The 13,388-nt window shown below is 68.3% G+C and carries 14 protein-coding genes and 1 riboswitch; of the genes, 10 read left to right on the top strand and 4 right to left on the bottom strand.

Annotated features, from left to right (window positions below):
* Positions 1 to 33 precede the first annotated feature (33 nt).
* Positions 34 to 2,019 (bottom strand): monovalent cation:proton antiporter family protein, encoded by a 1,986-nt coding sequence (locus tag ACSFA2_RS17965; protein ID WP_435456679.1) that lies wholly within the window; start codon positions 2,017 to 2,019, stop codon positions 34 to 36.
* Positions 2,020 to 2,106: 87 nt separating this feature from the next.
* On the opposite strand from ACSFA2_RS17965, the gene ACSFA2_RS17960 reads away from it, so the two are divergent.
* The 4 genes from ACSFA2_RS17960 to ACSFA2_RS17945 are packed head-to-tail and all read left to right on the top strand — an operon-like array spanning position 2,107 to position 5,094.
* Complete coding sequence (locus ACSFA2_RS17960) at positions 2,107 to 3,108, top strand: KpsF/GutQ family sugar-phosphate isomerase (RefSeq protein WP_435456678.1); 1,002 nt, start codon at positions 2,107 to 2,109, stop codon at positions 3,106 to 3,108.
* Positions 3,108 to 3,656 (top strand): KdsC family phosphatase, encoded by a 549-nt coding sequence (locus ACSFA2_RS17955; RefSeq protein ID WP_435456677.1) that lies wholly within the window; start codon positions 3,108 to 3,110, stop codon positions 3,654 to 3,656. The genes ACSFA2_RS17960 and ACSFA2_RS17955 overlap by 1 nt, the downstream gene beginning before the upstream one ends.
* The gene (gene lptC / locus ACSFA2_RS17950; protein ID WP_435456676.1) at positions 3,653 to 4,297 is read left to right on the top strand and encodes an LPS export ABC transporter periplasmic protein LptC; all 645 of its coding nucleotides are present in this window, start codon (positions 3,653 to 3,655) and stop codon (positions 4,295 to 4,297) included. The genes ACSFA2_RS17955 and lptC overlap by 4 nt, the downstream gene beginning before the upstream one ends.
* Before the next feature lie 8 nt (positions 4,298 to 4,305).
* Positions 4,306 to 5,094 carry an SDR family oxidoreductase gene (locus ACSFA2_RS17945; RefSeq protein ID WP_435456675.1) on the top strand — a complete coding sequence of 263 codons (789 nt, stop codon included), beginning with the start codon at positions 4,306 to 4,308 and terminating at the stop codon, positions 5,092 to 5,094.
* Positions 5,095 to 5,157: 63 nt separating this feature from the next.
* Here ACSFA2_RS17945 and ACSFA2_RS17940 read toward each other — a convergent pair whose 3' ends face one another.
* The gene (locus ACSFA2_RS17940) at positions 5,158 to 5,730 is read right to left on the bottom strand and encodes an RNA recognition motif domain-containing protein (RefSeq protein WP_435456674.1); all 573 of its coding nucleotides are present in this window, start codon (positions 5,728 to 5,730) and stop codon (positions 5,158 to 5,160) included.
* A gap of 249 nt (positions 5,731 to 5,979) precedes the next feature.
* Positions 5,980 to 6,161: riboswitch (yybP-ykoY riboswitch) on the top strand.
* Between the two features lie 10 nt (positions 6,162 to 6,171).
* On the opposite strand from ACSFA2_RS17940, the gene ACSFA2_RS17935 reads away from it, so the two are divergent.
* The 4 genes from ACSFA2_RS17935 to ACSFA2_RS17920 all read left to right on the top strand — a co-directional run bounded on the left by ACSFA2_RS17935 (position 6,172) and on the right by ACSFA2_RS17920 (position 9,305).
* Positions 6,172 to 6,732 carry a TMEM165/GDT1 family protein gene (locus ACSFA2_RS17935; RefSeq protein WP_435456673.1) on the top strand — a complete coding sequence of 187 codons (561 nt, stop codon included), beginning with the start codon at positions 6,172 to 6,174 and terminating at the stop codon, positions 6,730 to 6,732.
* Positions 6,733 to 6,872: 140 nt separating this feature from the next.
* A complete protein-coding gene (gene metX / locus ACSFA2_RS17930) occupies positions 6,873 to 8,012 on the top strand; it encodes a homoserine O-succinyltransferase MetX (protein ID WP_435456672.1) in 1,140 nt (379 codons plus the stop codon).
* Positions 8,013 to 8,122: 110 nt separating this feature from the next.
* Positions 8,123 to 8,707 (top strand): methionine biosynthesis protein MetW, encoded by a 585-nt coding sequence (gene metW / locus ACSFA2_RS17925; RefSeq protein ID WP_435456671.1) that lies wholly within the window; start codon positions 8,123 to 8,125, stop codon positions 8,705 to 8,707.
* 4 nt (positions 8,708 to 8,711) lie between these two features.
* Entirely contained in the window at positions 8,712 to 9,305 is a 594-nt protein-coding gene (locus tag ACSFA2_RS17920) for an IMPACT family protein (RefSeq protein WP_435456670.1), read from the top strand.
* Between the two features lie 4 nt (positions 9,306 to 9,309).
* Here the strand turns inward: ACSFA2_RS17920 and ACSFA2_RS17915 are convergent, their stop codons facing one another.
* Positions 9,310 to 10,254: an ion transporter gene (locus ACSFA2_RS17915; protein WP_435456669.1), complete on the bottom strand. Its 945-nt coding sequence runs from the start codon at positions 10,252 to 10,254 to the stop codon at positions 9,310 to 9,312.
* A gap of 172 nt (positions 10,255 to 10,426) precedes the next feature.
* Here ACSFA2_RS17915 and ACSFA2_RS17910 point away from each other — a divergent pair, with 172 nt between their 5' ends.
* A complete protein-coding gene (locus tag ACSFA2_RS17910; protein ID WP_435456668.1) occupies positions 10,427 to 10,945 on the top strand; it encodes a bactofilin family protein in 519 nt (172 codons plus the stop codon).
* Here ACSFA2_RS17910 and ACSFA2_RS17905 read toward each other — a convergent pair whose 3' ends face one another.
* Positions 10,946 to 11,761 (bottom strand): DUF72 domain-containing protein, encoded by an 816-nt coding sequence (locus ACSFA2_RS17905; RefSeq protein WP_435456667.1) that lies wholly within the window; start codon positions 11,759 to 11,761, stop codon positions 10,946 to 10,948.
* A 104-nt stretch (positions 11,762 to 11,865) separates the two neighbouring features.
* Between ACSFA2_RS17905 and ACSFA2_RS17900 the strand changes: the two genes are divergently transcribed.
* On the top strand, positions 11,866 to 13,377 hold the full coding sequence (locus ACSFA2_RS17900; protein WP_435456666.1) for a M20 family metallopeptidase: 1,512 nt from the start codon (positions 11,866 to 11,868) through the stop codon (positions 13,375 to 13,377).
* Positions 13,378 to 13,388 lie beyond the last annotated feature (11 nt).

The raw sequence follows: 13,388 nt of genomic DNA, 5'->3' as shown, positions 1-13,388 counted from the left end.
GTCGCCGGAAATGATGGCGATGCGCCGAGCGCATCAGCCTTTCTGCAGCACCTCGATCGCCAGCGCCAGCGCCTCGGGTTTGCCCGACAGCACCAGCGTGTCGCCGTCGGCCAGCACCGTGTCGTCGGCCAACGAGGCGGCCGTACCGCTGTGCCGGCGGATCCCGACGAGGCGCACGCCGACGGCGTGCAGCGCGAGCTGGCCGAGCGCCCGTCCGACCGCCCGTGCGCCGGGCGTGAGCGTGAAGCTGTTGAGCCGCTCGTGGTCGATCTCGTCGCCCCGGTCGTCGTCGGCGCCGTGGAAGTAGCCGCGCAGCAGGTTGTAGCGGGCATCGCGCAGGTCCTGCACCACGCGGATCACGCGCCGCATCGGCACACCGACCAGGGCCAGCGCATGGCTGGCCAGCATCAGCGAGCCTTCGATGGCCTCGGGCACCACCTCGGTGGCGCCGGCGGCCTGCAGCTTCTCGAGGTCGAGGTCGTCCTGGGTGCGGACGATCACCGGCACCTGCGGCGCATGCGCGCGGGTGTTGGCCAGCACCTTGAGCGCGCCGGGCACGTCGAGGTAGGTCACGACCACCGCGCTGGCGCGCGCCAGGCCGGCGGCCATCAGCGCCTGCAGGCGCGCGGCGTCGCCAAACACCACCGAGTCGCCAGCCGCCGCGGCCTGCCGCACGCGGTCGGGGTCCAGGTCGAGCGCCATGTACGGGATGCCCTCGCGTTCCAGGATGCGCGCCAGGTTCTGGCCGCAGCGGCCGTAGCCGCAGATGATCACGTGCTGCGCGGTGTTGATGGTCTTGCGCGCGATGCTCGTCATCTGCAGCGACTGCTGCATCCAGTCGCTGGCCACCAGCTTGCGCACGATGGCGTTGCTGTACATGATGATGAAGGGCGTCGCCAGCATCGACAGCACCATCGACGCCAGCACCGGGTTGGCCAGCCAGGGCGGCAGCAGGCTGCGGTCCTGCGCCAGCGTCAGCAGCACGAAGCCGAACTCGCCCGCCTGCGCCAGGTACAGGCCGGTGCGCAGCGAGACGCCGGTGGTCGCGCCCAGCCCGCGCGCCAGCAGCGTGACCAGCCCGAGCTTGAAGGCCAGCGGCAGCACCAGCAGCACCGCTACCAGCGCCCAGCGCTCCACCACGATGTGCCAGTCGAGCGACATGCCGATGGTGATGAAGAACAGGCCGAGCAGCACGTCGTGGAAGGGCCGGATGTCGGTTTCCACCTGGTGCTTGTATTCCGTCTCCGACACCAGCATGCCGGCGATGAAGGCGCCCAGCGCCAGGCTCAGGCCGGCCAGTTCGGTCAGCCAGGCCAGGCCCAGCGTGACCAGCAGAAGGTTGAGCATGAAGAGCTCCTCGCTGCGCCGCCGCGCCACCAGCGTGAGCCACCAGCGCATCACCCGCGGCCCGCCGTAGAGCAGCACGCCGACCAGGAAGGTGGCCTTGAGCATGGCGATCGAGAGCGCCTTGAAGAGCGTCTCGGGCGGTGCGCCCAGCGCGGGGATCAGCACCAGCAGGGGCACCACCGCCAGATCCTGGAACAGCAGCACGCCCATCACGCGCTTGCCGTGCTCGCTTTCGAGTTCCAGCCGTTCGGACATGAGCTTGACCACGATGGCCGTGCTGCTCATCGTGAGCGCGCCCGACAGCGCCAGCGCCGTCTGCCATCCGAGCTGCCAGGCCGGCGGCAACAGCCGCGCCAGCAGCAGGGCGCCGGCGGTGGCGATGCTCATGGTCAGCATCACCTGCAGCAGCCCGAGGCCGAACACGTGCTGGCGCATCGCGCGCAACTTGGGCAGGCTGAACTCCAGGCCGATCACGAACATCAGGAAGACGACGCCGAATTCGCCCAGGTGGCGGATGCCTTCGGAGTTCTGCGCCAGCGCCAGCGCATGCGGCCCGATCAGCACGCCGGCCGAGAGGTAGCCCAGCATCGGCGGCAGCTTGAGCGACCGGCAGGCCACCACGCCGATCACCGCAGCGAGCAAATACAACAGCGTGAGATCGAGCGAGGACATGCCCGATGCTAGCAAGCGCCATGCGCGCAAGCGGGGCACCGGCGCGCCGCGGCGGCCGGTCGGCGCCCGACCGATAAAATCCGCGCCATGAGTTCCCGCCCCCCCCTGGCCGACAAGGCCGACCCCGAGACGCTGCTGGCGCGGGCACGTACCACCTTCGACATCGAAGCCGAGGCCGTGCTCGGCCTGAAGTCACGCATCGGCCCGAGCTTCGTCGACGCCGTGCACAAGATCCTCGGGGTGCGCGGCCGCGTGGTCGTGATGGGCATGGGCAAGAGCGGTCACGTGGGCCGCAAGATCGCCGCCACGCTGGCGTCGACCGGCACGCCCGCGATGTTCGTGCACCCGGCCGAAGCCAGCCATGGCGACCTGGGGATGATCAAGGCGGTCGACCTGGTGCTGGCGATTTCCAACAGCGGCGAGAGCGACGAGCTCGCTGCCATCCTGCCGGTCGTCAAGCGCCAGGGCGTGCCGTTGATCGCGATCACCGGCGGGCGCGACTCGATGCTGGCGCGCCATGCCGACCTGGTGCTCGACAGCGGCGTCGAGAAGGAAGCCTGCCCGCTCAACCTGGCCCCGACCGCCAGCACCACCGCGCAGATGGCGATGGGCGACGCGCTGGCCGTCGCGCTGCTCGACGCCCGCGGCTTCGGCGCCGAGGACTTCGCACGCTCGCACCCGGGCGGCGCGCTCGGGCGCAAGCTGCTCACGCTCGTGAGCGACCTGATGCGCACAGGCGACGACGTCCCGCGCGTGGCGCCCACCGCCACCTTCAGTGAGCTGATGCGAGAGATGAGCTCCAAGGGCCTCGGCGCCGCGGCGGTTGTCGACGGCGACGGCCGGGCCATCGGCGTCTTCACCGACGGCGACCTGCGCCGCCTGATCGAGACCGGTGCCGACCTGCGGGCGCTGGCTGCGGCCGACGTGATGCACGCCGGGCCGCGCACCATCCGCGCCGACGCACTGGGCGTGGAGGCCGCGGAACTGATGGAGCATCACCGCATCACCAGCGTGCTGGTGGTCGACGCGGCCCAGGTGCTGATCGGCGCGCTGAGCATCAACGACCTGATGCGGGCGAAGGTCATCTGATGGCAACGCGTTTCCCCACTGAAACCTTGCTGGCGGCGCAGGACATCCGCATCGCCTTCTTCGACATCGACGGTGTGCTCACCGACGGCGGCGTGTTCTTCAGCGAGCACGGCGAGACGCTCAAGCGCTTCAGCATCCTCGACGGCTACGGCTTGAAGCTGTTGCGCACCGCGGGCATCGTGCCGGCGGTGATCACCGGGCGCGATTCCAAGCCACTGCGCGTGCGGCTCGAAGCCCTGGGCATTGCGCACGTGCGCTACGGCACCGAGGACAAGCTGCCCGCCGCCGAGGCCATGCTGGCGCAGCTGGGCTTCGCATGGACGCAGGCCGCCGCCATCGGCGACGACTGGCCCGACCTCCCGGTGCTCTGCCGCGCCGCCTTCTGCGCGGCCCCGCCCAATGCGCACGCCGAAGTGCGTGCCATCGCCCATCACGTCACGACGGCGCGCGGCGGCGAAGGCGCGGCGCGCGAGTTCTGCGACCTGCTGCTGACGGCTGGCGGTCATTACCGACGCCTGCTCGACGCGGCGCGAGGTCCCGCCGCATGAAGCCGGTTCGCGCGCTGCTGCGTGACGCGGTCGACCGCGCCACCATCTACCTTCCGGTCATCGTGACCGCCCTGCTGGCCCTGGGCACCTACTGGCTGGTGCGCAATGCGCCCAAGCTGCTCGAGCCCACCGCCAGGGCGGCGCCGACCCACGAGCCGGACTTCTTCATGCGCGGCTTCGTCATCAAGAACTTCCTGCCGAGCGGCGAGCTGCGCAGCGAACTCTTCGGCACCGAGGGGCGTCACTACCCCGACAACGACACGCTCGAAGTCGACAAGGTACGCATCCGTGCGATCTCGCCCGAGGGCCTCGTCACGCGGGCCACGGCCGACCGCGGCCTGTCCAATGGCGATGGCAGCGAGGTGCAGTTGTTCGGCAATGCGGTGGTGGTGCGCGACGCGGCGACCGTCGCGTCCGGGCGCGCGGCACCGCGCCTCGAGTTCCGCGGCGATTTCCTGCATGCCTACCTCGACAGCGAACGTGTGACGTCGAACAAGCCGGTCACGCTCATCCGCGGCACCGACCGCTTCACGGCCGACACGCTCGATTACGACAACCTGAGCGGCGTCGCCAACCTGCAGGGCCGGGTGCGCGGCCAGCTGGTGCCGTCGGCCACCGCGCCGACGCCGGCGCCGCGCTGAGTCGTCTCATGGCTGCCCCCCCGCGGCCACTGGCCTTCATCACCGGCGCCTCCAGCGGCATCGGCCAGGCCTTGGCCGGTCGCTTCCATGACGCGGGTTACGACCTTGCGCTGGTCGCGCGCCGCACCGGCGAGATCGCCGCCTGGGTCGCTGCGCGCGGCATCGCTGCGGACCGCTGCGGCATCTACGGTGCCGACGTGGCGCAGATAGACGCCATCGCCGAGGTCGGCGCGCGCTGTATCGCCGAACAGGGGCTGCCGGACGTGGTGATCGCCAACGCCGGCATCAGCGTCGGCATCGATACGGCAGACCGGGGCGATCTCGACGTGCTGGCCCAGACCTTCGCCATCAACAACGTGGGCCTGGCGGCGACCTTTCATCCTTTCGTGGCCGCGATGGCGGCACGGGGCGGCGGTCGCCTGGTCGGCATCGGCAGCGTCGCCGCGATCCGCGGCCTGCCGGGGCACGGCGCCTACTGCGCCAGCAAGGCGGGCGTCGTCGCCTATTGCGAAAGCCTGCGCGGCGAGCTGCGTGCGAGCGGCGTGAAGGTCGTGACGATCTGCCCCGGCTACATCGACACGCCGCTCACGCAGGGCAACCGTTACGGCATGCCCTTCCTGATGCGGGCCGACGATTTCGCCGAACAGGCCTTCCGCACCATCGAGGCCGGCCGCAGCTACCGCGTGATTCCCTGGCAGATGGGCGTCGTCGCGAAGCTCATGCGCCTGCTGCCCAACGCTGTGTTCGACCGCGCCGTGCAGGGGCGGGGCCGCAAGAAGCGGCAGGGCGAAGATTGAGCCGATAGGCGAGACATGAAAAAGGCTCCTCGAAAGGAGCCTTGTTGTGCTGAGTGCCTTGGGTCAGTAGCCGCTGTTGCCACCACCGCCGTAGCCGCCACCGCCACCGCTGCGGCCGCCACCGCCGCCGCGCGGACCGGCACCGTAGGGGCTGCGGAAACCGCCATCGCCGCCCCCACCGCCGCTGCGACCACCACCGCCGCTGCCATAACCGCCACCACCACCACTGCGGCCACCACCGCCACCGCCACCGCCGTAGCCTCCGCCGCCACTGCCGCCACTGCCGCCACTGCCGCCGTTGCCGCCGCCGCCACCATAACCACCCCCGCCGCCACCCCCGTAGCCGCCACCACCACCGCCGTAGCCACCGGTACGGGGCGGACGCGCTTCCATGGGCCGGGCTTCGTTGACCACGACACTGCGGCCGCCCAGGGGCTGGCCGTTCATGCCGCTGATGGCGGCCTGCGCCTCGGCATCGTTGCCCATTTCGACGAAGCCGAAGCCTTTCGAGCGGCCGGTGTCACGTTCCATCATGACCTTGGCACTGGTCACGGAGCCGAATTGGCCAAAGGCCTGTTCCAGATCACCGTCGCGCACCGAATAAGGCAGATTGCCGACGTACAGTTTGTTGCCCATCGAGGGACTCCTCATAAACACATCAAAGAAAGCGATGGAGTCCCGAAAGCAATCATCCCGGCGGATCGCCGAGTCGCGCGAAACTGACCGATCACCCAATTTCCGCCCTGGCAAAATTTGAAGGGAGGCTCTTGCATTATGGGTGAAATACGAAATTTGCAAGCAGGATTTTCCCCTCGGCGCGGCCGCCGTTTTCGGGCTGAAAAGTCAGTACCGGCTCACAAGGCGCGCGGCGTACGCCGCTAGAATCGGCAGGTCATTGGGGAGTAGCCGCCTTCCATCGCGAGAAGGGTTTGCGTCAACAGACTTGTCCTGCCCCACACAGGACATGGCGCAAGCGGTCACCACTTGGCGAGACCTTTGACCATGCAACTTCGGGATTCGGCCGAAGGGTTGCGTGGTCAACTGCGTCTGCTTCGGCCGAGGAACCCCCACGTCATCATGGAAGCTTTTCTCGTCGCCACCGGCATCGTCGCCCTGGCGGAAATGGGCGACAAGACCCAACTGCTCGCGCTCGTTCTCGCTGCGCGTTTTCGCAAGCCCTGGCCGATCGTGCTGGGCATCTTCACCGCCACCCTCATCAATCACGCGCTCGCCGGCGCGGTCGGGGCCTTTGTCACCCAGTGGCTGGGGCCGACGACGTTGCGCTGGCTGCTCGGCGGCGCCTTCATCGCCATGGCGCTGTGGATGCTGATCCCGGACAAGCTCGACGAGGAGGACACTGGCGCGCGGTCGCACTTCGGCGTGTTCGGCACCACCGTCGTGGCCTTCTTCCTGGCCGAGATGGGCGACAAGACGCAGATCGCAACCGTCATGCTGGCGGCGCGTTTCGTGAACGACTACATCGGCGTGGTCGCCGGCACGACCTTCGGGATGATGCTGGCCAATGCGCCGGTCGTCTTTCTCGGCGAACGCATCATCCGGCGCGTGCCGATCAAGCTGGTCCACGGCATCTCGGCGGCCATTTTCCTGGTGCTGGGCGTGATCATCATCCTGGGCTGACGGCACGGACGCCGGTCGGGTGCCACGGCTATACTCACCGGGCGCCGATTTGCTACAGCTTGCGGGCGCTTAACAAATTCAGCTAAAGACCGTGGCCGAACCCGGCTCGTTTTTTGGCGAGGCCGGGTTTTTCTTCGTCCATGTCTTTCGAAGTCGTTCCACAGTCCATGTCCTTTGCGGGGCCGCTGCCCCTGCGCAGCGGCGCGTCGCTCAGCGGCTATTCGCTCGCCTACGAGACCTACGGCACGCTCAACGCCGACCGCAGCAACGCCGTGCTGGTCTGCCATGCGCTCAACGCGTCGCACCACCTGGCCGGTGTCTATGCGGGCCAGCCGAAGTCCGAAGGCTGGTGGGACAACATGATCGGGTCGGGCAAGCCGCTCGACACCGACCGCTTCTTCGTCATCGGCGTGAACAACCTCGGCTCCTGCTTCGGCTCGACCGGGCCGATGCACGTCGACCCCGCCACCGGCCGCGTCTATGGCGCCGACTTTCCGGTGGTCACGGTCGAAGACTGGGTCGACGCGCAGGCCGGCCTGCTCGACGTGCTGGGCATCCGCACGCTCGCGGCCGTGATGGGTGGCAGCCTCGGCGGCATGCAGGCGCTGTCGTGGACGTTGCAGTACCCCGAACGCGTGCGCCACGCCGTGGTGGTGGCCAGCGCGCCCAACCTCACGGCCGAAAACATCGCTTTCAACGAGGTGGCGCGCCGCGCCATCGTGACCGACCCCGACTTCCACGGCGGCCACTTCTACGAGCAGGGCGTGATCCCCAAGCGCGGCCTGCGCATCGCGCGAATGATCGGCCACATCACCTACCTCAGCGACGACGTGATGAACGACAAGTTCGGTCGTACGCTGCGCAGCGCGGTCGAAGGCGAAATCGCCGGCACCGGCTACCGCTATTCCACGCAGGACATCGAGTTCCAGATCGAGAGCTACCTGCGTTACCAGGGCGACAAGTTCAGCGAGTACTTCGACGCCAACACCTACCTGCTGATCACGCGCGCGCTCGACTATTTCGACCCGGCGCGCGAGCACGGCGGCGACCTCACCGAAGCCTTCGCGAAAGCGAGCGCGAAGTTCCTGCTGGTGAGCTTCACCACCGACTGGCGCTTCTCCCCCGCGCGCAGCCGCGAGTTGGTCAAGGCGCTGCTCGACAACCGCCGCAGCGTGAGCTACGCCGAGATCGACGCGCCGCACGGCCACGACGCCTTCCTGCTCGACGATGTGCGCTACATGGGCGTGGTGCGCTCCTACTTCGAGCGCGTCGAGGTATGACCCACCCCCGAAGCGCCTGCGGCGCCTCCCCCTCAAGGGGGCGACACCGGCGGCCTGGCAAAGCCAGTTCCGCGGTGTCTCTGGCACGGCCAGCATGATGGAAAACTGAAATGAGCGACCTCGACACCCAGCGCCTGATCGCCCGGCTCGTGCCCGAAGGCGCGCGCGTGCTCGACCTCGGCTGCGGCGACGGCGCCCTGCTCGACCTGTTGCAGCGCGAGCGCGGCTGCAGCGGCTACGGCGTGGAGATCGCCGACGGCAACGTGCTCCAGTGCATCCGCCGCGGCGTCGACGTGATCCAGCTCAACCTCGACGAAGGCCTCGCGATGTTCGACGACGCCTCGTTCGACGTGGTGCTGCAGATCGACACATTGCAGCACCTGCGCAATGCCGAGGTCATGCTGCGCGAGACGGCGCGCGTGGGCCGCATCGGCATCGTCGCCTTCCCCAATTTCGCGCACTGGCCCAACCGCCTGAGCATCGCGCGCGGTCGCATGCCGGTGACGCGCCGTCTGCCCTACCAGTGGTACGACACGCCCAACATCCGCGTCGGTACCTTCAAGGACTTCGAGGTGCTCGCGGGCAAGAACAGCCTGCGCGTGCTCGATGCCTTCGGCGTGCAGGAAGGCCGCGAGGTGCGCTGGCTGCCCAACGCGCGCGCTGGCACGGCCGTCTTCAAGTTCCAGCGCGCCTGAGCCCGTGGCGCAGACGCTCGCCGCGGCGGTCCACAGCGAGCTCGTCATCAAGAAGAGCCGCTTCATCGGCTGCGTGCAGCCGGTGGCCGACCGCGAGGCGGCCTTACGCGTCGTGAACGAACTGCGTGCCGCGCATCCCGGCGCGGCGCATGTCTGCTGGGCCTTGATGGCCGGCGGGCAATCGGCGGCCAACGACGACGGCGAGCCCGGCGGCACCGCCGGCCGGCCCATGCTCGAGGTGCTGCGCCACCAGGATCTCGAAGGCGTGCTCGCGACCGTGGTGCGCTACTTCGGCGGCATCAAGCTCGGCGCCGGCGGACTGGTGCGCGCGTACACCGACGCGGTGGCGCAGGCGCTGCTCGGCGCGACCAAGCTGCCGTTGCAGCGGCTGCGGACGCTCTCGTGCAGCGTGCCCTACGCGATGGAAGGCATGCTGCGCCGCGAGCTGGCCGCGGCCGGCGCGTCGCTGATGGATGTTGCACACGGCACGCTCGTTCGCTGCACCTTCCACGTGGTCGAGGCCGATGCCGCAGCGCTCGTGGCGCGCATCGACGATGCGTCGCAGGGCCGTGCCGGCTGGGCCGACGCGGACGCCTGAGCGATCAACCCAGCGTGCTGCCGCAGCAGCGGCAGAAGCGGGCATCGGCGCTGTGCTGGCCGGCGTCGCAGTCGGCGCAACGGCGCGCGTCCGGTGCGATGTGCAATGCGTCCGCCAGCAGGCCATGGCCCCCCGTGAGTGCGGGTGCCGCGTCGCGGCCGAAGCGCACCATCTCGGCCGACACGATGCCCGTCGGCACGGCCAGCACGCCCCAGCCCAGCAGCATCATCACCGAGGCGATTGCGCGGCCGATGTCGGTCTTGGGCACCAGGTCGCCGAAGCCGACGGTGGTCATGGTCGAGATGGCCCAGTACACCGCGACGGGAATGCTGGTGAAGCCGTGCTGCGGCCCTTCCACCACGTACATCAGCGTGCCCAGCACCAGCACGACCATGAGCACGAAGCCGACGAAGACCATGATCTTGCGGCGGCTCGCGGCCAGCGCGGCCACCAGCGTGCGGTACTCGGCCGCGTAGCGTGACATCTTGAAGATGCGAAAGATGCGCAGCAGCCGCAGGATGCGCACGTCGATCAGCACCGACAGCTCGGGCATCAGGATCGCCAGGTAGGTCGGTAGCAGCGCCAGCAGGTCCACCACGCCATAGAAGCTCATCATGTAGCGCAGCGGCCGCTTCAGGCAGGCGAGGCGCGCGATGTACTCGAGCGTGAAGACGATGGTGAAGAACCACTCCAGCACGCCGAAGACCGGGCCCCAGCGCGCGCGGATCGGTTGCACGCTGTCGAGCACCACGACCAAGACGCTCACGAGAATGACCGCAATCAGCGCCAGATCGAACCACCGGCCCGCGCGTGTCTCGGATTCGAAGATGATCGAATAGAGTTTCAGGCGCCACCCGTGATCGGGCTTGCCGAAGCGCAGTTCGACCGGCACCTCGTCGGCGATGAGGGGACCGGCGACGGCGGGACGGGGCGAAGATTTCTTGGGCATGGATCGGTGGATGAGCGGCGCGGTCGATGGCATTGTCGTTGTGTGCACTCGAAGCACATCAAAAGTACCCAATGCCGTGCCAAGCGAATGATCTCGTTACCAATCTTTCGGAAAAAAGTGCCAGCATGGTGCGTGGCCTTCTTACGATAGGCCGTTTCCAGAGGAGTAAGTCTTGGCTTCACAGTCCCCCTTCTTCGGCAAGCGTGACCGCGACACCGACAACTTCAATTCCCGCCCTGCACCCCTGGTGGGCGGTGGCACCAATCTCGCCGGCACGCCCGTCACGCCTTCGGCCCTGACACCCACCACGCCGGCGGCAACCGCACCGGCCGTCAAGGAAGGCGGCAGCAAGCTCACCGTCGGCCCGAACATCAAGCTCAAGGGCGTCGAGATCACCGACTGCGACACGCTCGTGGTCGAAGGCCTGGTCGAAGCGACGATGGATTCCCGCGTGATCCAGATCGCCGAGCAGGGCGAGTTCAAGGGCTCGGCCGAGATCGACATCGCCGAGATCCGCGGCGTGTTCGACGGCAACCTCACGGTGCGCGAGAAGCTCGTCATCCACTCGACCGGCAAGGTCACCGGCAAGATCCGCTACGGCAAGATCGTGATCGAGGAAGGCGGCCAGCTTTCCGGCGAGATCACCTTCAGCGCTTCCGAATCGAAGAAGCCCGCGCTGCAGGCTGCCTGATCAGGCGCCCAGCTTCGCGATCAAGGCACCCGCTGCGGCGGGTGCTTTTTCTTTGGCGCCGTTGATGAAGAAGACGAACACGTCGCGCGCCTTGGCGGCGACGTCGTCGACGCCGTCCACGCGCGGCAGATCGTCCGGGGCACCGCCATCGACCCACTGCTGCGCGCGCTCGGCCCAAGTGGTCAGTGCCTTCGGCGCATAGCCCGCCTTCAGCTTCGCATCGCTGTTCATCAGACGCGCATAGGCGAAGTCGGCCGTGAGATTGGCGAAGGACGGAAACTTGTCCGAGTCGGTGAACACCGTCGCCACACCGTGCCCTCGTGCGAGCGCGAGGTACTCCGCCGTCATGAAGCTCTCGTGCCGCACGTCCATCACGTGGCGCAGGGTGCGGCTGCCCGCCTTCTTCGGCAGCAGCGCGAGGAAGGCCGCGAAGTCCTCTGCGTCGAAGACCTTGGTCGGCATGAACTGCCAGACGATCGGACCCAGCTTGTCTTTCAATTCGCTGACGCCGCTGTCGACGAAGCGCGCGATCGACTCGCCAGCGCTCGCCAGCAGCTTGCGGTTGGTCGCATAGCGCGTCGCCTTCAGCGAGAACACGAAGCCGTCGGGCGTCTCGTCGTGCCACTTGCGGAAGCTCTCGGGCTTCATCGTGCTGTAGTAGGTGCCGTTGACCTCGATCGCCGTGACCTGCCGGCTCGCGTAGTGCAGCTCCTGCTTCTGCGGCAGGTCTGCGGGATAGAAGTTGTTTCGCCAGGGCTCGTAGGTCCAGCCGCCGATGCCCACGCGGATGCGGTCGGTCGCCTTGCTGCTGCTCATCGGGCGCTCCTTCACGTCGAGTCGGGTTTGGGACTGCGCACTCTACGCGGAGCGCCCGCAGGCGCACAATGCTTTTCCCCGATTCCTTTCAGCGGAGAACCCCGATGAACGCCCCCCTGCACCGCGAAATGCCCGCCGGCGCGCTTGACGCCGAGCGCGCCCTGTCCGATGTCACCACGAAGTGGGACACCGACATCCTGCGCCAGCTCACCGACTACATCGCGATCCCGGCCAAGTCGCCGGGCTTCGACAAGGAATGGTCGGCCAACGGCTACCTCGAAACCGTGCTGCGCAACGCCGCGGCCTGGGTTGAAGCACAGAAGGTCGAAGGCCTGACGCTCGAGATCGTGCGCCTCGAAGGCCGCACGCCGGTGCTGTTCTTCGAAGTGCCTGCGACCGGCACCGACATGGGCGAGACCGTGCTGATGTACGGCCACCTCGACAAGCAACCCGAGTTCACCGGCTGGCGCAACGATCTCGGCCCCTGGACACCGAAGTACGAGAACGGCCTGCTCTACGGCCGCGGCGGCGCCGATGATGGTTACGCGGTGTATGCCAGCGTGGCGGCGCTGCAGGCGCTCAAGGCGCAGGGCGCGGCCCACCCGCGCATCGTCGGCCTGATCGAGACCTGCGAGGAAAGCGGCTCCTACGACCTGCTGCCCTACGTCACGGCGCTGAAGGACCGTCTGGGCGACGTGAGCCTGGTGATCTGCCTCGACTCCGGCGCCGGCAACTACGACCAGTTGTGGCTCACCACGTCGCTGCGCGGCATGGCCGGCGGCATGCTCAAGGTCGAGGTGCTCACTGAGGGCATCCATTCCGGCGACGCGTCGGGCCTGGTGCCGTCGAGCTTCCGCATCATGCGGCAGGTGCTCGACCGTCTCGAGGACAGCGCGACCGGCCGCCTGCTGCCCGCAAGCTTCCATTGCGAGGTGCCGGCCGACCGGCTGGCGCAGGCGCGCGTCACCGCGGACATCCTGGGCGATGAACTGTTCAAGCGCTTTCCGTGGGCGCACTACGACTGCGGCGGCTCGACCACCTTCGCGCTGCCCACCACCACCGACCCGGTCGAGGCGCTGCTCAACCGCACCTGGAAGCCGACGCTGTCAGTCACCGGCGCCGACGGCTTCCCGGCCTTGAAGGACGCGGGCAACGTGCTGCGCCCCTACACCGCCTTCAAGCTGTCGCTGCGCCTGCCGCCGCTGGTCGATGCCGACCGCGCGGTGCAGGAACTCAAGGCCCTGCTCGAAGACAACGCGCCCTACCAGGCCAAGGTCACCTTCGAAGGCGGCGGCGGTGCCACCGGCTGGAACGCACCGGCCATCACGCCGTGGTTCGAGCAGGCGCTCAACGCCGCGTCGCAGGCGCACTTCGGCGCGCCCTGCGGCTACATCGGCCAGGGCGGCACGATTCCGTTGATGAACATGCTCAGCGCGGGCTTCCCGACCGCGCAGATGATGGTCTGCGGCGTGCTCGGCCCCAAGAGCAACGCGCACGGCCCCAACGAGTTCCTGCACGTGCCCTATGCGAAGAAGCTGACGGCCGCGGTGGCCGAGGTGATCGCCGCGCTGCCGGTGGCGCACCGCAAGGCGCAGGCGGAGCCGGTGGCCGCCTGAGTTCGCTCGCC

Source organism: Variovorax cryoconiti, assembly GCF_051216395.1.
Lineage (GTDB): Bacteria > Pseudomonadota > Gammaproteobacteria > Burkholderiales > Burkholderiaceae_C > Variovorax.
Note: the sequence above shows the minus strand (reverse complement) of the source record. Positions and strands in the feature narration are given on the sequence as shown.